This is a genomic window from Pseudomonas sp. B5(2017), assembly GCF_002112825.1.
Classification (GTDB): Bacteria; Pseudomonadota; Gammaproteobacteria; order Pseudomonadales; family Pseudomonadaceae; genus Aquipseudomonas; species Aquipseudomonas putida_Z.
In genome coordinates this window covers 132,064-149,524 of record NZ_NEIR01000014.1, presented here as the reverse complement: position 1 = coordinate 149,524, position 17,461 = coordinate 132,064, and the positions used below count along the sequence as shown (strand labels likewise).

Genomic DNA, 17,461 nt, shown 5'->3' with positions numbered 1-17,461 from the left:
GTTCCTTTGAAAGGCGCATGGCAGAGCCTTCTATGCGACAGGGGATGTCGTTCGGCATACCGAGTGAACGATGACGGCGGCCAGCGGGTCAGCTGCTTACACTTCACGAGGAGGCCTTGCCATGCTCGATATCCATTCCGCGACGGCATCGTCGCAGCACAATGTTCATGGGCTGGAACGGGTCAGCTCGCTGGCCGGGGGGGCGCTGATGTTCAGCAAGGGGATGCGCCATGGCGGCCTGGTCGGCTTGCTGCAGATGGTGGTGGGAGGTTTGGCGGTGGCCCGCGGTGTCAGCGGGCATTGCTCGACCAAGGCCTGGTGGCAGCGGCATCGCCAGGAATACCAGCGGCTGCGTGCGGACATCGAGCGCAGTGCGGCGGAGCTGGAGGCGTTGCGGGCCAGTGCCGACGCGGCGACGCAGGGGGTGACGGTGACCGGGAAGGATCCGTTGGCTGGCAGTTGAGTTTTGCACTGCCTGTGCCGGCCTCTTCGCGGGTGAACCCGCTCCCACAGGGACGGCACCGTCTTGAGGGCAGTACATTACCTGTAGGAGCAGCCTTGTGCTTCGAAAGGGCCAGTATGATCAAAGAGGGTCTGTGGCTGTAATTGCCTCTTCGCAGCACAAGGCTGCTCCTACAGGGCAACGAGAAACCTGTGGGAGCGGGTTCACCCGCGAAGAGGCCGGTACGGGCGAAAGAGGTGCTCAGCGCAACGCCTTGCTCTGCAACACCTCGGAGCGCCGCCCCAGCACGTTCTCGCTGATCTGTATGAAGTCTTCGGTGCTGACGCTGGGCAGGCGCATCAGCCCGCGCGCCACATCGTCCAGCGAGCGTTTGGCCTGGGTGTGGATGCGGATTTCCTTGTCCAGCGCCTGCAGCAACATCACCCCCCGCGCCACCTGCGCCGGGGTGGCATGCTCGCCCTTGAGCCGGGTGACCTTGGCGCCCTGCTTGCTCAGGCGCGCCTGCCAGGCCTGGTAACGGTCGTCACTCACCCCGCCCGAGCGGCGCAGCAACTCGCTGGCGTAGTAGTCGGTCAGGCTTTCCACCAGCCAGTCACTGCCGTCACGCCCATGGATCTGCGCAAACAGTTGCACCACTTCGCGCAGCAACGGGCTGCTGCCGTTCTCGCTGACCATAGGCCGGGCACTGTGCAGGTACAACGAGCCCTGCGCGGCCATCGCCCCGCGCCACATGCCGTCGCGGGCACCGACCAACAGCAGCTTCGGCGGGTTGCGCGGGAACACCGCCTGCAATTGCGGCCAGACAAAGGTCAGCATGGTCAGGTTGTCCATGCGCCGCATACCCTGCCCCACCGGTGCGGCCACGGTGACGTCGGTTTCGCCCAGGCGGGCGCGGCGGCTACCCAGGTCGCCGGCGAGCATCCAGCCGGTAGGGCGGTCGAACAGGCGCGAAACGTTGTCGATGCGGAACTTGTCCTTGCCGATGCGCGGCCAGGAAGTCTCGATGCTCTTCCAGCCTTCGGGCAGGTCGAACGCCAGCCGCGCCACCAGCTCGGTGCCATCCTGCTGGTCGAGGCGCGCAGGCGGTACCAGCTGGTCGCCGAGGAACAGCGCCCAATGCGGGGTGATGCGCGACGAATAGGCGCCGCTGCCGCGTTTCTGGTCCAGCTGCACGCGGTAGCTGAGGCTGGTCTTGCCGGCCGCCGGTTGCCACACGCCGCGCTGGCCCTGCAGTTGCCATTGGCCATCAGCCTGGAAGCCGCTGTAGGCCCCGGCCTTGCCCAGGTCGAAGTCCAGGCTGCGCACGGCACTGCCTTCGGCCAAGGTGAGGCGGACCTCCGCCTGGCCACTGGCCGGCAACAGGCGCACCTGGTAGTCGAGGTCGACCTTTTTCGCCCAGGCCGGCGAACTGGCCATCAGGCCAAACAGCAACAACAGCTGGCAACGCATACAGAAACTCCTTGTTTCCCCGTGGCAGCGGGCCGCGCCGGTCAGCTGGCGCGGAAGATCAGGTGGTCTTCCCAGTCGTCTTCGTGCACATCGTGTTCACTGAGCATGCGCCCCGACTGGGAAATGCGCTGTTCATGGACCTGCTGGCGATCGCCGCAGACCAGGTGGTGCCAGGCCGGCAGGTCCTTGCCCTCACTGACCAGGCGGTAGCCGCAGGTGCTCGGCAGCCACTTGAACTGGTCGGCCTTGCCCGGGGTGAGCTGGATGCAGTCAGGTACCTGGGCGAAGCGGTTGGGGTAATCGCTGCACTGGCAGGTGTGCAGATCCAGCAGTTTGCAGGCGATGCGCGTGTAATAGACGCTGTTGTCGTCCTCGTCCTCGAGCTTTTGCAGGCAGCACAGGCCGCAGCCGTCGCACAGCGACTCCCACTCTTGCGGGCTGAGTTGTTCGAGGGTCTTGCGCCGCCAGAACGGCGCGTTTTCAGCGATCATGACACGGGTTTCCTGCATTCATCGTGGGGCCACGGCGCGCGGCGGCGCCAGTCTAGAGCCTGGCCTTCGGCAAAGCCAGACCGCTTGTCAGTCGCGACGCAACGCAGTAGCGTGCGCGTTTCCCGTCCTTTTGCAGGAGCCGCCATGAGCGCCACCCCCCGCATTGCCGATTACGCCATCAACGAGCAGTTCATCAACCGCTGGTCGCCACGTGCCTTCACCGCCGAGCCGATCAGCGAAGAGACCCTGCTGAGCTTCCTCGAAGCCGCACGCTGGGCACCGTCGGCGTACAACTCGCAGCCTTGGCGCTTCCTGTATGCCCGCCGCGACACGCCGAACTGGGAGCGCTACCTGAACCTGCTGGTGCCGTTCAACCGCAGCTGGGCGCAACAGGCTTCGGCGCTGGTGCTGGTCATTTCCAAGACCACCTTCGCGGCACCCGGCGCCACTGAAGAAAAGCCGGCGCTGTGGCACACCTTCGACACAGGTTCCGCCTGGGGGCACCTGGCCCTGCAAGCCAGCATCAGCGGCTGGCACACCCATGGCATGGCCGGTTTCGACCAGGAACTGGCGCGTCAGGAGTTGAAGGTTCCGGAAGGCTACGTGCTGCATGCCATGGTGGCGATTGGCAAGCTGGGTGACAAGGCCAGCCTGGACGAAGCCCTGCAGGCGCGGGAAGTACCGAGCCCGCGCAAGCCACTGAGCGAGCTGGCTGCCGAGGGTGATTTCAGCCTGTAAGCCTTGCATTGGCTGTACCGGCCTCTTCGCGGGCTCGCCCGCTCCCACAGGTACAACACACCCTTCGAGGGCGGCGCAATACCTGTGGGAGCGGGCAAGCCCGCGAAAAGGCCAGCACAGGCACTACAAAATCAATAGCCCCGGGCGAAGTCCACTTCACCTCGCAACCCCTGCCCCGCCACATACGCCCGCACATTCTCGACAAACAACCGCACCATCGCCGCCGGCGAGGTGGGCGCCGAGCTGTGCCCGGTCAGCAGCAAGCCCCACGCCGTCCAGAACGGGTGTTGCCTGGGCAACGGCTCCTGCCGGCAGACATCGATCACCGCCCCAGCCAGGTGCCCTTCCTTCAGCGCCTCGACCAGGTCAGCGTCGACCACCGCCGCCCCACGCCCGGCATTGATGAACAGCGCCGTGGGCTGGAAGCACTTGAACAGTGCCGCGTCATACAGGTCGTGGGTGGCCGGGGTATCCGGCAGCAGGTTGAGCACGTAGTCGACCTGGCCAACCATGCGCGGCAGGTCGGCCAACGCCGCGACCTCGACGAACGGCGCCTGCTCGCGGGCGCTGCTGGCAACGCCATACAGCACCACGCCAAACGCCTGCAGGAACTCGGCCACCCGCTGGCCAATGTCGCCAGTGCCGACGATCAGCACCTTGCGGCCTTCCAGGGTACGCCCCGGGCGGTCGTCCCAACGCCGCTCGACCTGGCTGACCAGGCGCGACAGCACCTCGCGCTCATGGCCGAGCATGTAGGTGAGCATGTACTCAGCCATCACCTGGCCAAAGATGCCCACGGCGCGGGTCAGGCGATAGTCGCGCGGCAGGCCCTCGGCCAGCAGCGGGGTGATACCGGCCCAGGTGGACTGCATCCAGACCGGCTTGTGGCCCTGGCGCAGCAGGCTTGCCAGCAGGTCCGGCTGGCCCAGCCACACCGGGCACTGTGGCGCCTGGCCGGCCAGTTCGGCGGAGTCGCCGCTGGTCAGGATCTCCAGCTCTGGCGCGGCTGCGCGCAAAATCTCGGCGTATCGAGCATGATCATGCTCAGCAATCAGTACTCGCATGATCAGGCAGGGTCGTTACGGCGCAGCAACTCTTCGGGCAGATGCTCGATGTAGTCGTCTTCCGGCGGCGGCATCTGCAGGTGGTAACCCTGGTTGTCGAGGTTTTCCAGCACCTTGGCGATATCCTCGCGGGCCAGCTTGCGCTCGGGGGTAAGCACCAGGTCGAAGGCGTGCACGGGGGTGCCGAAGAACGGCAGCAGGCCTTCGGGCACGCGCTCCAGGCCGTCGGCCTTGAGCACGTACAGGTACATTTCGTTCTTGCGGGGGCTCTTGTAGATAGAGCAAATGCGTTTCATCGGGTCTCTCCGGCGCCTGCCAGGCTGTCCAGCAGGGCCTGGCCCATGCGCTCACGGCGCCAGCCGCGCAGCGAATCGGGCAATTGATAGGGGCCATTGGGGTAGCCGCTCTTGAGCAGCGCTTCCAGGGCTTTCTTGCGCAGCATCAGCTCGGGGGCAATGCCCAGGCGCTCACCTTCGGCCTGGCCGATGGCACGCAGCTGCTTGAGGATGCCGCTGGCCTCGATCGGCAAAGGCTCGGGCAAGGCCTGTGGCCATTGCTCGGCTGGCAAGCTGGCGGCACGCTTGATCAGCTGGATGAGGAACTCACCGTCCTGACGAATGGTGCGCGGATGCATCTCGTCGATCTTGGCCAGCGCCGACAGGTTGTTCGGCTGGCTCTTGGCCATGGGCCACAGCGAGTGCTCCTTGAGAATGCGGTTGCGCGGCACGTCGCGGTTGCGCGCTTCACGCTCGCGCCAGGCGCACAGCTCACGCAGCACTGCCAGTTGCTGGGGGGCCAGCTTCCAGGCCAGCTTGACGTCGCGGTACAGGCTTTCGGGCTCGACTTCGCGGCGCAATGCGGCCACCAGCTCGGCGCCGTCCTCCAGCACCCAGGCGTACTTGTCGTCACTCAGGCGCGGGCGCAACACGGTGAACAGCTCGGCCAGGTGCACGGCATCCTCGGCGGCATAGCTGACCTGGGTTTCCGAGAGCGGGCGCTGCAGCCAGTCGGAACGGGTTTCGCCCTTGGGCAGGTCGATCCCCAGCACTTCCTGCACCAGGCGCGAATAGCCCATGGAGAAGCCCAGGTTCAGGTAGCCGGCGGCCAGTTGGGTGTCGAACAGCGGCTGTGGCAGCTTGCCGGTCAGGCGCAGCAGCACTTCGAGGTCTTCGCTGCAGGCGTGCAGCACCTTGACCACGCCGCTGTCATCCAGCAGTTCGGCCAGCGGTTGCCAGTTGCCGATCAGCAACGGGTCGATCAGGAAGGCACGCTGGCCATCGCCGATCTGGATCAGCCCGGCTTTCGGGTAGAAGGTGTCGACCCGCATGAATTCGGTGTCGACGGCGACAAAGGGCAGCTGATGCCAGTCGCGGCAGTGTTCGGCCAGGCTCTGGTCGTCACGGATCCAGTGTATTTCGATGGCCACGAGGCTCTCCCACTAACATTGGCGCGCAGTATATACGGCGCGGGCACTGCTGGTGAAACCCGGGCCATCCTTGATATCGATCAGCGGTGCTGTTGGCGTGTGCAGGCAGCAGCAACTCTCGTGCGCAAAATCCGCAAGCTTCGCGCTCCCACAAAGACCGCGCAAGCTAGCGGTTTTTTGAATGCGCTTTGCCTCAGCGCTTGGCCGCCAGCCATGGCCGGCAGCTGGCGAACATGTCCAGCGACTGCTGGTAGACCTCGGTGTGCACCTGCAACAGGCCGAGCATCGAGTGGAACAGGTTGTCCTGCGACAGCGGTGCATCGCTGAGCTTGGCCAGGCAGTCGGTGTCGACGCCGAAGTCCTCCTTGTAGCTGTCGGAGAACCAGGTCAGCAGCGGCACGTGCTTCTGCTGCTCGGGGGCGATGGCGTAAGGCGTGCCGTGCAGGAACAGGTTGTACTCACCCAGCGACTCGCCATGGTCGGACAGGTAGATCATCGCCGTGTCGACCTTGTCCTGCTTGCTGCGCAGGGTGTCGATCAGCGAGGCCAGTACCTTGTCGGTATAGGCCAGGGTGTTGTCGTAGCCGTTGACGATTTCCTGTTCGCTGCACTGGTCCAGCGCGTTGCTCTGGCACACCGGGGCAAAGCGCTGGTCGGCGCCGGGGTAGCGCTTGAAGTATTCAGGCCCGTGGCTGCCCATCTGGTGCAGCACCAGCACGGTGTCCTTGTCGAGGTTGTCGATCAGCTCACCCAGGCCCTGCAGCAGGATCTGGTCATGGCATTCACCATCAGCGCACAACTGCGGGTCCTGGAGTTTGCTGACATCGATGAACTGCACGCGGTCGCAGGTGCCCTTGCAGCCCGACTGGTTGTCACGCCACTGCACCGCCAGGCCGGTACGCTGGAGGATGTCCAGCAACCCTTCGCGGTTCTTCGCCACGCGGGCATCGTAGTCCTTGCGCTTCATGCCAGAGAACATGCACGGCACCGAAACGGCGGTTTCCGTGCCGCAGGAGTGCACATCGGAGAACGCCAGCAGGCCCTGTTCCCTGGCAAGGTTCGGTGTGGTATCGCGGTTGTAGCCAAGCACGCCGAAGTGGTCTGCCCGCGCACTTTCGCCCACCACCAGCACGGTCAGCGACTTGCGTTCGTGCTTTTGCCAGGCGGCATCACGCTTGGCATCTTCGCCATAATGCTGGAAGGGCCGCGATGCGGTACCGACGCGCTCGCTGACATAACCGATGGAGGCACCCACGATATTGCTGGGGGTGAGCATCAGGCGCAGTTCGTGGTGGTTGCGAAACAGCGACGACAGGCCCTGGTAGTTGACCAGTGCCACCGAGCCCAGGGCCACCACGCAGGCACCGCCAACCACCAGCTTGCCGAGCAGTTCACGGTGCCAGGCGCGATAGGCGATCGGCGCCTTCCACAACAGCACCGAAGGCACTACACCGAGGCCCAGGATATACAAGGCAAACTTCAACGAAAGCAGGTCACGCACTTCCGCCACGTTGGTTTCCGCGATATTGCGGAACATGCCCGCGTCAATAAGTACGCCGTACTGGTTCATGAAGTAAGCCACGCCCGCGCCGCTCATGAACAACACGACAAGTATTGGCTTCAATATATAACGGAAGGCGAACAACGTGAGGATCAGGTTGAACGCGAACAGCATCAGCACGGCAAACGCCAGGCTCAGCCAAAGCCCCGGCAAACCGGGCGGCACGACTTGTTCAAGATGCTGCCAGAGGAAGACATTGAAGCCGATCAGCAGGTAAAGGCTGGCCAGCAGCGTGACCCATTCAGTCCGCAGGGATTTGAAGTTGAGCATCAGTGTTCGCAATCAAGAGTGATTATCAGCCCGAGGGCCTGCGCGGCACCGGGGAAACTTGGCTGAACTCTAGAAAGCATGCCATCAATATTTTGTGAAAAAGACGCCAACAAATTCGTGAGCAGGCGCCTTTTCTACATTAAAAGAAGTTCATTCAGCGCTTGTTCAGCCTGGCAGGCGTGCCTTGGCATACGGCTCGCGGTCGATGTCCAGCACTTCCACGCACAGCTGGATATCAAGCCCGGGTTGCTCGGGGATGGCGTCACGCAACACGTCGAGCAGGCTGGTGGACAATTGCGTCTTGACCTCGGGCGAGCGCCCGCTGAGGATGGCCAGGCGCACATGGGCAAAGGCACGCTCGCCGGGCGCAGTGCCCACCCGATAGTGCTTGAAGGCTTCGGCGCGGCTTTTGATATCGGCCTCGTCGGCGAACTGGCCACTTCCGACCAGGGCATGGTTCAGGCGCAGCAGCAGGACGTCGACATTCAGCTCACGCAGGTTGTCGCTGTATTCGAGGTTCAGGTGAGGCATGGCGCAGGTTCCGGGTCACGGGGGAGATGCGACAGCCTACCCCAGTCCCCTACCTGCGCAAAGACGACTATCCTCAAAGGTCAGAACCATCCGCCAACCCCCCGACAGAGGTGAAGAAATGCCAGTTCCGCATGATCTGCTCGCTGACCTGCACGTTACCGCTGATGCATTCCAGGCGCTCATGGACAAGGACCAGACGCTGCACTCACTGCACAAGGAATACAACGCAAAAGACAAAGAGGTGGTCGCTGCCGAAGGCAACGGCACCAACGACGAAACCGTCAACCGCCTGCGCAAGGAGCGCTTGCAGATCAAGGACAAGATCGAACGGATCATTCATCCGCCCAAATCCAGATAGATACCACAGGCCTGCACGGCCCCCTGTAGGAGCGGCCTTGTGTCGCGATGGGCTGCGCAGCAGCCCCGAAAATCTCGACAGAGACATAGATTTTGGGGCTGCTGCGCAGCCCATCGCGACACAAGGCCGCTCCTACAACCGCATCATCACGAGCCAGCAGCCGCAGCCTTCAACGCCCCATCCAGGTCCTCGACCAGGTCACGGTAATCCTCGATCCCCACCGACAACCGCAGCAGGTTCTCGCTGATCCCCATCACGCCCTTCTGCTCCGGGCTCAGCGAGCAGTGCGACATGCTCCAGGAGTGGTTGATCATGCTTTCCACCCCGCCCAGCGAGTCGGCCAGCACGAAGATCTGCAGCGCCTCCACCAGGCGGTTGAGCGCGGCGCGGTCGCCCTTGACCTTCATCGCCACCACCGCCCCGCCACTGCGCATCTGCCGTTTGCACAGCTCATGCTGTGGGTGGCTCTCCAGCCCCGGGTAATACACCTGCTCGATCTGCGCGTGGCTTTCGAGGAAGCGAGCCACCTGCAGGGCATTGGCACACTGGCGCTCCATGCGCACATCCAGGGTCTTCAGACCGCGCAGGGCCAGGTAGCAGTCGAACGGCCCCTGCACCGCGCCAATCGCCATGCTGATGCGGCGCAGGCGCGCCAACAGCGCATCATTGGCAGCTACCACCACGCCACCGGTGAGGTCGGAGTGGCCGCCGATGTACTTGCTGGCCGAGTGCATCACCAGGTCCACGCCCAAGGTGATCGGGCGCTGGTTCCACGGCGAGCAGAAGGTGTTGTCGATGCAGGTGAGGATGCCCCGCGACTTGGCCAGGTCGCACACCGCCTTGATGTCGACCAGGTGCAGCAACGGGTTGGTCGGCGACTCGATCCAGATCAGCTGGGTTTCCGGCTTGATGGCGGCGGCCACCGCCTCGAGGTCGTTGAGGTCGACGTAGGTGGTGGTCAGGCCCGAGGTGCGGCTGCGGTAGTCTTCCATGATGCGGAAGGTGCCGCCGTACACGCCGTTCATCACCACCACGTGGGCATCCTTGGGCAGCAGCTCCAGCACGGTGGCGGTGGCGTTCACACCCGAGGCGCAGGCGACCGCGCCAACGCCCTCTTCCAGGGCGGCGACACAGGTTTCATAGGCATGCCGGGTGGGGTTGCCGACGCGGCTGTAGGAGTATTCCGGCTTGTCGTCCAGGCTGCGTTTGGTGAACGAGCTGGCGGTGACGATCGCCGGGAAAATAGCGTTATCGGCGACGCTGAACTGCTCACCGGCGTGAATGGTACGGGTGGCGAAATTGCGCGGCTTGTCGGACATGGTCAGGCCCATTGGCAGAGTGAAAGCTGCAACTATCGCACAACCCAAATCTTCTGGCCTTGGGGTAATCTGTGAAATATTTTTCTCCACGGCCCACGCGCGATATGGACAGCTTCGACCAGCACATTCTCACCCTGCTTCAGCGCGACGCCTCGATCTCGCTCAAGGACCTGGCCGAGGCCGTAAACCTGTCTACCACGCCGTGCTGGAAGCGGGTCAAGCGCCTGGAGGAAGACGGCTACATTGTCGGCCGTGTCGCCCTGCTCGACCCGGAACGGCTGGGGTTGGGGCTGACGGTGTTCGTCCAGCTCAAGACCCAGCGCCACGACAGCGCCTGGCTGGAGCAGTTTGCCGCGACCGTGACCGGGTTCGAGGAAGTGATGGAGTTCTACCGCATGTCGGGGGACTGGGATTACATGCTGCGGGTGGTGGTGGGGGATATTGCGGCGTATGACCGGTTTTACAAAAAGCTGATCACCAGTACTGATGGGCTGTCGAACATCACTTCCAGTTTTGCCATGGAGCAGATGAAGTACACCACGGCTTACCCGGTGCATCGTTCCTGATCGGTGCTGGATTCTTCGCGGGCTTGCCCGCTCCCACAGGAGTACCACAGGTGCTGAAAACTGTGGGGTCCCTGTGGGAGCGGGCAAGCCCGCGAAGAGGCCAGCACAGGCAACCGATCAATCCGCGGCCAGCACCGCCGCAATCCGGTTCCCGGCCTTGGCTTTCTCGACCTTGATCGCCACGAACTTCGAGGTCGGGGTATAGGTCCCCTCGCCATAGCTTTCCAGCGGCACCAGCGGGTTGGTCTCCGGGTAATAGGCCGCCGCCTGCCCCTCGGGCACGTCATACGCCACCAGGCGGAAGCCCGACACCCGCCGCTCCACGCCATCCTCCCACAGCGACACCAGGTCCACATGCTCGCCCGGCTCGAAGCCCATCCGGCGGATGTCCACCTCGTTGACGAACACCACTTCACGCAGGCCGAACACCCCGCGATAACGGTCGTCCAGGCCATACAGGGTGGTGTTGTACTGGTCGTGCGAGCGCAGGGTCTGCAGGATCAGGTCGGGCTTGTCGCCGCGCGCCAGCACCTTGGCATTCACCAGTTGCTCCGGCAGCTGGTGCGGGCTGAAGCGCGCCTTGCCTGTGGCCGTGCGCCAGGTACGGTCGGCGGCGTTGTTGCCCAGGTGGAAGCCGCCCGGGTGCTGCAGGCGCTCGTTGAAATCGGTAAAGCCGGGGATCACATCGGCAATCATGCTGCGGATACGGCCATAGTCGGCAACTGCGTATTCCCAGTCGATCGGCTGCTTGCCCAGGGTCGCCTGGGCCATGCCGGCGATGATCCACGGCTCCGAGCGCAGGTGCGGCGAGCGCGGGCGCAGCTGGCCGTGGGAGATGTGCACCATGCTGAAGGTGTCCTCCACGGTCACGCCTTGCGGCCCGCTGGCCTGCATGTCGATTTCGGTACGGCCCAGGCACGGCAGGATCAACGCATCGCGGCCGGTGACCAGGTGCGAGCGGTTGAGCTTGGTGGAAATCTGCACGGTCAGCGCGCAATTGCGCATGGCCGCATGGGTGCGCGGCGTATCCGGCGTGGCCTGGGCAAAGTTGCCACCCAGGCCGATGAACACCTTGGCCCGCCCCTCTTCCATGGCCTTGATCGCCAGCACCGCGTTGTGCCCGTGGGCACGCGGCACGCGGAACTGGAAGCGTTTTTCGATGGCATCGAGCAGCGCCGCCCCGGGCTTCTCGTCGATGCCCATGGTGCGGTCGCCCTGCACGTTGCTGTGGCCACGCACCGGTGACAGGCCGGCGCCGGGCTTGCCGACGTTGCCGCGCAGCAGCTGCAGGTTGACGATTTCCTGAACGGTCGGCACCGAGTGGCGGTGCTGGGTGACGCCCATGGCCCAGCACATGATCACCCGTTCGGCCTTGCGGTACATGCGCGCGGCCAGTTCGATCTCGGCCTGGGTCAGGCCCGATTGCTCGACGATGTGCGCCCAGGGCGTGGCATCCACGGTTTCCAGGTATGCGTCGATGCCACTGGTGTGCTCGGCGATGAAGGCATGGTCGAACACCGCCGGTTCACCATTGGCCTGGGCTTCGCGTTCCCACTGCAGCAGGTACTTGGCAATGCCGCGCATCACTGCCATGTCGCCGCCCAGGGCCGGGCGGAAGTAGGCCGTGTTGGTTGGTTCGGAGCCATTGCTGAGCATCTCGAACGGGTGCTGCGGGTGCTGGAAGCGCTCCAGGCCGCGCTCCTTGAGCGGGTTGAAGCAGACCACCTGGGCACCACGCTTCACCGCTTCACGCAGCGGCTCGAGCATGCGCGGGTGGTTGGTGCCGGGGTTCTGGCCGATGACGAAGATGGCGTCGGCCAGCTCCAGGTCGTGGAACACCACGGTGCCCTTGCCCACGCCGAGGGTTTCCGACATGCCCACGCCGCTGGCTTCATGGCACATGTTCGAGCAGTCGGGGAAGTTGTTGGTGCCGTAGGCGCGGACGAACAGCTGGTAGAGGAACGCCGCCTCGTTGCTGGCCCGGCCCGAGGTGTAGAACTCGGCCTGGTCGGGCGATTCGAGTGCGCGCAAGTGTTGGGCAACCAGCGCGAAGGCTTCTTCCCAGCTGGTTTCCACATAGTGGTCGGTGGCCGCGTCGTAGCGCATCGGGTGGGTCAGGCGGCCCTGGTACTCCAGCCAGTAGTCGGTCTGCTCGGCCAGGGCGCTGACGCTGTACCTGGCGAAGAATGCCGGGTCCACCGAGCGGCCGGTGGCTTCCCAGTTGACTGCCTTGGCGCCGTTCTCGCAGAACTTGACCATGTCGTTTTCCGGCGACTCGCCCCAGGCGCAGCCGGGGCAGTCGAAGCCGCCGTTCTGGTTGGTCTTGAGCATGGCCCGCAGGTTCTTGAAGGCATTTTCGCTGCCCAGCCAGCTCTTGGTTACGCTCTTGAGCGCCCCCCAGCCGGCGGCGGCGCCCTTGTAGTCCCTGATGTGTTGGTCCTGGCTCATGCGATGAATCCTCACGCTTCGATGCTTTTTTTCAGCCTATGGAGCGTGGGGTAGAGCCGTCCAATCGAAAGATCTTACGGGGTGATAGGTGGTATCGATCATGGGTTGGAACCGCGCCAGGGCCTTCGCGGGTGAACCCGCTCCCACAGGGCCACCACAGGTTTCGAGCCCTGCGCTTTACCTGTGGGAGCGGGTTTACCCGCGAATTGGGCGACGCGGTCAACACTTTGAAATACGTGGCCTGCAGCCATGATAGAGGCCATCGATCAATCGGTCGGACAAAGCAATTTGACGGCCCTGCGCCCAAGTTATAGCTTGAATCGAGTCCCTACCCATTCGAGCGCGAACGTGGAACAGAACAGCCGGGCCCTGATCGACGGCTTCAACCGGAAAATCGACTACCTGCGGATGTCGGTCACCGACCGCTGCGACTTCCGTTGCGTGTACTGCATGGCCGAAGACATGCAGTTCCTGCCGCGCCAGCAAATCCTCAGCCTCGAGGAACTGTTCCAGGTGGCCGAGCGCTTCGTCGCCCTCGGCACCCGCAAGATCCGCCTGACCGGCGGCGAGCCGCTGGTGCGCCAGGGCATCGTCGACCTGTGCGGGCGCATCGCCGCCCTGCCCGGCCTGCGCGAATTGTGCCTGACCAGCAACGGCTCGCAACTCGGGCGCCTGGCCCAGCCGCTGTTCGACGCCGGTGTCACGCGCCTGAACATCAGCCTCGACAGCCTGGACGCCGAGCGCTTCAAGCAACTGACCCGCACCGGCGACCTGCACCAGGTCATCGCTGGCATCGACGCCGCCCGCCAGGCCGGCTTCAAGCGCACCAAGCTCAACTGCGTGGTCCTCAAGGGCCGCAACGATCATGAACTGGTCGACCTGGTGCGCTTTGCCATCGACCGCGAGCTGGACATCACCTTCATCGAAGAAATGCCCTTGGGCGTGATCAGCGAACATGAACGCGGCGAGTCGTTCTGCTCCAGCGATGAAGTACGTGCGCTGCTGGCCGAGCAGTTCACCCTGGTCGAATCGACCGAGTCGTCCCAGGGCCCGGCCCGCTACTGGCGCCTGGCCGAAGCCGCCAACACTCGGGTCGGCTTCATTTCGCCACACAGCCACAACTTCTGCGCCACCTGCAACCGCGTGCGCCTCACCGTCGAAGGCCGCCTGCTGCTGTGCCTGGGCAATGAACACTCGGTGGACCTGAAGCAGGTGCTGCGCGCCCACCCCGGCAACCCCGAACGCCTGGAAAAGGCCATTCGTGACTCGCTGCACCTCAAGCCCTACCGCCATCATTTCGAAGTCGGTGGCGACGTGCAGATCCTGCGCTTCATGAACATGACCGGCGGCTAGGCAGCCGTCTCTGGATTTCCATGATCGTCCACCCCACCCCCGATGTGCTGCGTGTGCTGTTCACCCTCAAGGGTTCGATCGTCAAACGCATTGCCCTGCGCTGCCTGACGGTCACCCTGCTGGCCGCGCTGATCGTGTTGGTCGAGCGGCATTTCCCGGCGTTTTTCTACCCGGTCAGCGCCACCCCGTTCACCTTGCTGGGCCTGTCGCTGTCGATTTTCATGAGTTTTCGCAACAACGCCTGCTATGACCGCTGGTGGGAGGGGCGCAAGGCCTGGGGCAAGCTGATCATCGAAACCCGTTCGTTCGTGCGCGAAAGCCTGGTAATTACCGACGAAACCCTGCGTGCCGAACTGTTGCGCAGCCTGTGCGGCTTTGCCCATGCGCTGAATGCACGGCTGCGCAGCGAGGACGAACTGGCCGCCGCCCGGCCCTGGCTGGCCCGGCCCGAAGCGATCAGCCCGCACAACGTGTGCGACGCCATCCTGCGCGAAATCGGCGGGCACTGCTCGCGGTTGGCCGAACAGCAGCAGATCAGTGACTGGCGCTACAGCCTGCTGGAGCAGCGGCTGGTGGGCCTGACCGAAGTGCAGGCCACCTGCGAGCGGATCAAGGGCACACCGTTGCCGTTCCCCTACACGCTGTTGCTGCACCGCACTATCTACATCTTCTGCCTGCTGCTGCCGTTTGCCCTGGCCGAGCCGCTGGGCTGGCTGGCGCCGCTGTTCACCACCATCGTGGGGTACACATTCTTCGGGCTGGACGCGATTGGCAACGAACTGGAAGACCCGTTCGGGCGCGATGAGAACGACCTGCCGACCGATGCCATGGTGCGGACCGTGGAGCGCGATGTGCTGGCGGGGTTGGGGGAACAACAGCTACCGCCGGCGTTGTTGCCGGTGGACCATGTATTGAGCTGACTGAATGCAGTGGCCTGTGCCGGCCCTTTCGCGGGTAAACCCGCTCCCACAGGGACCCCACAGGTTTCGAACCCTGCGCGGTACCTGTGGGAGCGGGTTTACCCGCGAAGAGGCCGGTACAGGAGAAAACTCAGCCCCGGCTTGCACAGGCCTCGATCGGCTTCAGGTGCTTGACGAAGTTGCACGGCCGGTGCCGCGCATCCAGTTGCTCGGCCAGGATGCCCTCCCACGCCGTACGGCAGGCCCCGGTGGAGCCCGGCAGGCAGCACACCAACGTGCGGTTGGACAGCCCGGCCAGCGCCCGGCTCTGCACGGTCGAGGTGCCGATATCGAGAATCGACAGGGCCCGGAACAGTTCGCCAAAGCCATCGATGCGCTTGTCCAGCAGGCACTCGACCGCTTCCGGCGTGCTGTCACGCCCGGTAAAACCGGTACCGCCGGTGATCAGCACCACCTGCACCTGCTCGTCGGCAATCCAGGTGGCGACCTGGGCGCGGATCTTGTAAAGGTCGTCCTTGAGCAACGCCCGCGCCACCAGGCGGTGGCCGATCTCCACCGAGCGGCTGGCCAGCAGCTCACCGGAGGTGTCGTTGTCGTAGGTACGGGTGTCGCTGACAGTCAGCACGGCGATGTTGAGCGGTACGAAGACCGCGTCGGGTTGGACGCGCACGGTGGGGCTCCTCGAGTGGCAGTGCCGCCACGCTAGAGGCATGGCCCGGGGTCGTCCAATCGATATGGCGTACCGACTGATCAATGACATCTATCGCAGACGTGGGTTAAGGTCTGCATAACCCGACATCAGGCACTTCCATGGACATCAAGCAGCTCAAATTCCTCATCGCGCTCGACCAGACACGCCACTTCGGCCAGGCGGCGGCGCTATGCCATATCACCCAGCCGACGCTGTCCATGCGCCTGCGCAACCTGGAGGACGAGCTGGACCTGGTGCTGGTCAAGCGCGGCCAGCGCTTCGAAGGTTTCACCGAGGCCGGCGAGCGCATCCTGGCCTGGGCCCGAACGCTGCTCGCCGCCCACGACGGCCTGCAGGCCGAGGCCGCCAGCTGCCGCGGCCAGGTGGTCGGCAGCCTGCGCCTGGGCACGGTGCCGCTGGCCAGTTTCAACCCCATGCACCTGCTGCTGCCGCTGCGTGAAAAATACCCCGAGCTGCACTTCCAGATCAGCTCGCTCAGCTCGGAACAGGTCATCGACGGGCTCAGCCGCAACCAGCTCGACCTGGGGATCTGCTACCTGGACCAGGTCAACACCAGCTTCTTCGAAGTGATCGAACTTGGCACCACCACCATGGGCCTGCTGCACGATACCCGGCACTTCAAGTTCACCAGCGACACCTTGCGCTGGGACGAGCTGGGCGACATTCCGCTGGGCCTGCTGAGCAAGGGCATGCACTACCGCCAGTCGCTGGACCTGAGTTTCCGCAGCCGTGGCCTGGAGCCGAATGCGGTACTGGAAAGCGACTCGAGCTTCCAGCTGATCCAGGCCATCAACACCGGCATGTGCTGCGCGGTCATGCCGCTGGGCTGCGGCTTGGAAGACCTGAGCGAGCACCTGCGCATCCTGCCGGTGGCCGACGCCGCCATCCACAGCCCTGTCGGCCTGCTGCTACGCCGCAGCGAACCGCGTTCGGCAATTGCCGAGCAGTGCTTCGATGAGGCGCGGGCGCTGTTTCAGGCCAACTGATCGCTGGTTGCCTGGCGGTACTGGCGCGGGGTGAAGCCGGTCAGTTGCTTGAACTGGCGGCTGAAGGCGCTGTGGTCGGTATAGCCGCAGCACATCGCCACTTCAGTGATCGGCAGTTCCGAATGCAGCAAACGGTGGGCGTGCTCCAGGCGCGCCTTGTGGATCATCTGCCGTGGCGTGAGGTGGAACACCCGCTTGCAGTAGCGCTCCAGCTGGGCCACGGAAATGCCGGCGATACGGGTCAGCTCGCCCATGCTGATCGGCTGGTGGAAATGCCGACGGATATGCTCGTCCACCGCCGCCAGGCGCTGGTAGGCGGGGTGGCTGTCGGCGGCTGACTGCAAGTCGACCGAGATGCCGACCAGGCCGATGATCTCGCCGGCCTGGTTGTACAGCGGGCGCTTGTGGGTCAGGCACCAGCCAGGCTCGCGGCTGCCGTACAGGTGCAGCTCCAGCTGGTCTTCCAGCACCAGGCCTTCCTTGAGAACGCGACGGTCCTGCTCGGTGTAGCCGGGGCCCAGCTGTGCCGGGAACACTTCGGCACTGGTCTTGCCCAGCAGCGGTTGCAGGCGCTTGAGGCCACAGCGCTGGACCAGGGTGTTGTTGGCCAGCACATAGCGGGCGGCCGGGTCCTTGATGAAGATCGCGGCGTTGGGGATGGCGTCGAGAATCGGCAGCAGCAGGGACACACCGGCGAGCAGGGCCTCGAGGTTGGCGGGGCGGTGCTGGTCGAGGGACTGGTACAGGGTTGCCAGGGGGGGGTCGGTCATCTGTCGGTTCTCTGTTGGCTGTGCCGGCCCTTTCGC

At 64.3% G+C, this 17,461-nt stretch carries 18 protein-coding genes; 7 read left to right on the top strand and 11 right to left on the bottom strand.

Features of this window, described 5'->3' with window-relative positions; translation table 11 throughout:
* Positions 1-121 precede the first annotated feature (121 nt).
* A complete protein-coding gene (locus CAG00_RS21365; RefSeq protein ID WP_075046031.1) occupies positions 122-463 on the top strand; it encodes a DUF2892 domain-containing protein in 342 nt (113 codons plus the stop codon).
* A 240-nt stretch (positions 464-703) separates the two neighbouring features.
* On the opposite strand, the gene CAG00_RS21360 is transcribed toward CAG00_RS21365, so the two are convergent.
* Both CAG00_RS21360 and CAG00_RS21355 read right to left on the bottom strand, forming a co-directional pair.
* Positions 704-1,912: a hypothetical protein gene (locus tag CAG00_RS21360; protein WP_085618063.1), complete on the bottom strand. Its 1,209-nt coding sequence runs from the start codon at positions 1,910-1,912 to the stop codon at positions 704-706.
* A 41-nt stretch (positions 1,913-1,953) separates the two neighbouring features.
* Positions 1,954-2,403: a YcgN family cysteine cluster protein gene (locus tag CAG00_RS21355; protein ID WP_025340222.1), complete on the bottom strand. Its 450-nt coding sequence runs from the start codon at positions 2,401-2,403 to the stop codon at positions 1,954-1,956.
* Positions 2,404-2,547: 144 nt separating this feature from the next.
* Between CAG00_RS21355 and CAG00_RS21350 the strand changes: the two genes are divergently transcribed.
* Positions 2,548-3,141, top strand: coding sequence for a nitroreductase family protein (locus tag CAG00_RS21350; RefSeq protein ID WP_075046033.1), 594 nt, complete (start codon positions 2,548-2,550; stop codon positions 3,139-3,141).
* A 131-nt stretch (positions 3,142-3,272) separates the two neighbouring features.
* Here CAG00_RS21350 and CAG00_RS21345 read toward each other — a convergent pair whose 3' ends face one another.
* The 5 genes from CAG00_RS21345 to CAG00_RS21325 all read right to left on the bottom strand — a co-directional run bounded on the left by CAG00_RS21345 (position 3,273) and on the right by CAG00_RS21325 (position 7,993).
* Positions 3,273-4,205: a D-2-hydroxyacid dehydrogenase gene (locus tag CAG00_RS21345; RefSeq protein ID WP_085665277.1), complete on the bottom strand. Its 933-nt coding sequence runs from the start codon at positions 4,203-4,205 to the stop codon at positions 3,273-3,275.
* 2 nt (positions 4,206-4,207) lie between these two features.
* Entirely contained in the window at positions 4,208-4,501 is a 294-nt protein-coding gene (locus CAG00_RS21340; protein ID WP_015271354.1) for a YcgL domain-containing protein, read from the bottom strand.
* Complete coding sequence (gene rnd / locus CAG00_RS21335; RefSeq protein ID WP_075046034.1) at positions 4,498-5,631, bottom strand: ribonuclease D; 1,134 nt, start codon at positions 5,629-5,631, stop codon at positions 4,498-4,500. The genes CAG00_RS21340 and rnd overlap by 4 nt, the downstream gene beginning before the upstream one ends.
* A 193-nt stretch (positions 5,632-5,824) precedes the next feature.
* A complete protein-coding gene (locus CAG00_RS21330) occupies positions 5,825-7,462 on the bottom strand; it encodes a phosphoethanolamine transferase (protein ID WP_085618055.1) in 1,638 nt (545 codons plus the stop codon).
* A gap of 165 nt (positions 7,463-7,627) precedes the next feature.
* Positions 7,628-7,993: a 5-carboxymethyl-2-hydroxymuconate Delta-isomerase gene (locus CAG00_RS21325; RefSeq protein ID WP_085665276.1), complete on the bottom strand. Its 366-nt coding sequence runs from the start codon at positions 7,991-7,993 to the stop codon at positions 7,628-7,630.
* A 118-nt stretch (positions 7,994-8,111) separates the two neighbouring features.
* Between CAG00_RS21325 and CAG00_RS21320 the strand changes: the two genes are divergently transcribed.
* Complete coding sequence (locus CAG00_RS21320; RefSeq protein WP_085665275.1) at positions 8,112-8,351, top strand: YdcH family protein; 240 nt, start codon at positions 8,112-8,114, stop codon at positions 8,349-8,351.
* A gap of 146 nt (positions 8,352-8,497) precedes the next feature.
* Here the strand turns inward: CAG00_RS21320 and CAG00_RS21315 are convergent, their stop codons facing one another.
* The gene (locus tag CAG00_RS21315) at positions 8,498-9,682 is read right to left on the bottom strand and encodes a PLP-dependent aspartate aminotransferase family protein (RefSeq protein ID WP_085665274.1); all 1,185 of its coding nucleotides are present in this window, start codon (positions 9,680-9,682) and stop codon (positions 8,498-8,500) included.
* A gap of 92 nt (positions 9,683-9,774) precedes the next feature.
* On the opposite strand from CAG00_RS21315, the gene CAG00_RS21310 reads away from it, so the two are divergent.
* Positions 9,775-10,236, top strand: coding sequence for an Lrp/AsnC family transcriptional regulator (locus CAG00_RS21310; protein WP_039613985.1), 462 nt, complete (start codon positions 9,775-9,777; stop codon positions 10,234-10,236).
* A gap of 117 nt (positions 10,237-10,353) precedes the next feature.
* Here CAG00_RS21310 and CAG00_RS21305 read toward each other — a convergent pair whose 3' ends face one another.
* A complete protein-coding gene (locus CAG00_RS21305) occupies positions 10,354-12,684 on the bottom strand; it encodes an FdhF/YdeP family oxidoreductase (protein ID WP_085665273.1) in 2,331 nt (776 codons plus the stop codon).
* Positions 12,685-13,032: 348 nt separating this feature from the next.
* Here CAG00_RS21305 and moaA point away from each other — a divergent pair, with 348 nt between their 5' ends.
* Together moaA and CAG00_RS21295 are read left to right on the top strand one after the other, a co-directional pair.
* Positions 13,033-14,037, top strand: coding sequence for a GTP 3',8-cyclase MoaA (gene moaA / locus CAG00_RS21300; RefSeq protein WP_075046042.1), 1,005 nt, complete (start codon positions 13,033-13,035; stop codon positions 14,035-14,037).
* A gap of 20 nt (positions 14,038-14,057) precedes the next feature.
* The gene (locus tag CAG00_RS21295) at positions 14,058-14,957 is read left to right on the top strand and encodes a bestrophin family protein (protein ID WP_075046043.1); all 900 of its coding nucleotides are present in this window, start codon (positions 14,058-14,060) and stop codon (positions 14,955-14,957) included.
* Positions 14,958-15,087: 130 nt separating this feature from the next.
* Here the strand turns inward: CAG00_RS21295 and moaB are convergent, their stop codons facing one another.
* Positions 15,088-15,627: a molybdenum cofactor biosynthesis protein B gene (gene moaB / locus CAG00_RS21290; protein ID WP_003259533.1), complete on the bottom strand. Its 540-nt coding sequence runs from the start codon at positions 15,625-15,627 to the stop codon at positions 15,088-15,090.
* Positions 15,628-15,767: 140 nt separating this feature from the next.
* On the opposite strand from moaB, the gene CAG00_RS21285 reads away from it, so the two are divergent.
* Complete coding sequence (locus CAG00_RS21285; RefSeq protein ID WP_085665272.1) at positions 15,768-16,655, top strand: LysR family transcriptional regulator; 888 nt, start codon at positions 15,768-15,770, stop codon at positions 16,653-16,655.
* Here CAG00_RS21285 and CAG00_RS21280 read toward each other — a convergent pair.
* Positions 16,643-17,425 carry an AraC family transcriptional regulator gene (locus CAG00_RS21280; RefSeq protein ID WP_085665271.1) on the bottom strand — a complete coding sequence of 261 codons (783 nt, stop codon included), beginning with the start codon at positions 17,423-17,425 and terminating at the stop codon, positions 16,643-16,645. The genes CAG00_RS21285 and CAG00_RS21280 overlap by 13 nt on opposite strands.
* Between the last annotated feature and the right edge of the window lie 36 nt (positions 17,426-17,461).

Excerpts from the sequence above, each read along its gene's own strand:
- CAG00_RS21365 (WP_075046031.1), top strand. The coding sequence starts at position 122 with ATGCTCGATATCCATTCCGCGACGGCATCGTCGCAGCACAATGTTCAT.
- CAG00_RS21325 (WP_085665276.1), bottom strand. The coding sequence starts at position 7,993 with ATGCCTCACCTGAACCTCGAATACAGCGACAACCTGCGTGAGCTGAAT.
- CAG00_RS21305 (WP_085665273.1), bottom strand. The coding sequence starts at position 12,684 with ATGAGCCAGGACCAACACATCAGGGACTACAAGGGCGCCGCCGCCGGC.
- CAG00_RS21355 (WP_025340222.1), bottom strand. The coding sequence starts at position 2,403 with ATGATCGCTGAAAACGCGCCGTTCTGGCGGCGCAAGACCCTCGAACAA.
- CAG00_RS21330 (WP_085618055.1), bottom strand. The coding sequence starts at position 7,462 with ATGCTCAACTTCAAATCCCTGCGGACTGAATGGGTCACGCTGCTGGCC.
- CAG00_RS21285 (WP_085665272.1), top strand. The coding sequence starts at position 15,768 with ATGGACATCAAGCAGCTCAAATTCCTCATCGCGCTCGACCAGACACGC.
- CAG00_RS21310 (WP_039613985.1), top strand. The coding sequence starts at position 9,775 with ATGGACAGCTTCGACCAGCACATTCTCACCCTGCTTCAGCGCGACGCC.
- CAG00_RS21345 (WP_085665277.1), bottom strand. The coding sequence starts at position 4,205 with ATGCGAGTACTGATTGCTGAGCATGATCATGCTCGATACGCCGAGATT.
- CAG00_RS21315 (WP_085665274.1), bottom strand. The coding sequence starts at position 9,682 with ATGGGCCTGACCATGTCCGACAAGCCGCGCAATTTCGCCACCCGTACC.
- CAG00_RS21295 (WP_075046043.1), top strand. The coding sequence starts at position 14,058 with ATGATCGTCCACCCCACCCCCGATGTGCTGCGTGTGCTGTTCACCCTC.
- CAG00_RS21320 (WP_085665275.1), top strand. The coding sequence starts at position 8,112 with ATGCCAGTTCCGCATGATCTGCTCGCTGACCTGCACGTTACCGCTGAT.
- CAG00_RS21340 (WP_015271354.1), bottom strand. The coding sequence starts at position 4,501 with ATGAAACGCATTTGCTCTATCTACAAGAGCCCCCGCAAGAACGAAATG.
- CAG00_RS21350 (WP_075046033.1), top strand. The coding sequence starts at position 2,548 with ATGAGCGCCACCCCCCGCATTGCCGATTACGCCATCAACGAGCAGTTC.
- CAG00_RS21280 (WP_085665271.1), bottom strand. The coding sequence starts at position 17,425 with ATGACCGACCCCCCCCTGGCAACCCTGTACCAGTCCCTCGACCAGCAC.
- CAG00_RS21360 (WP_085618063.1), bottom strand. The coding sequence starts at position 1,912 with ATGCGTTGCCAGCTGTTGTTGCTGTTTGGCCTGATGGCCAGTTCGCCG.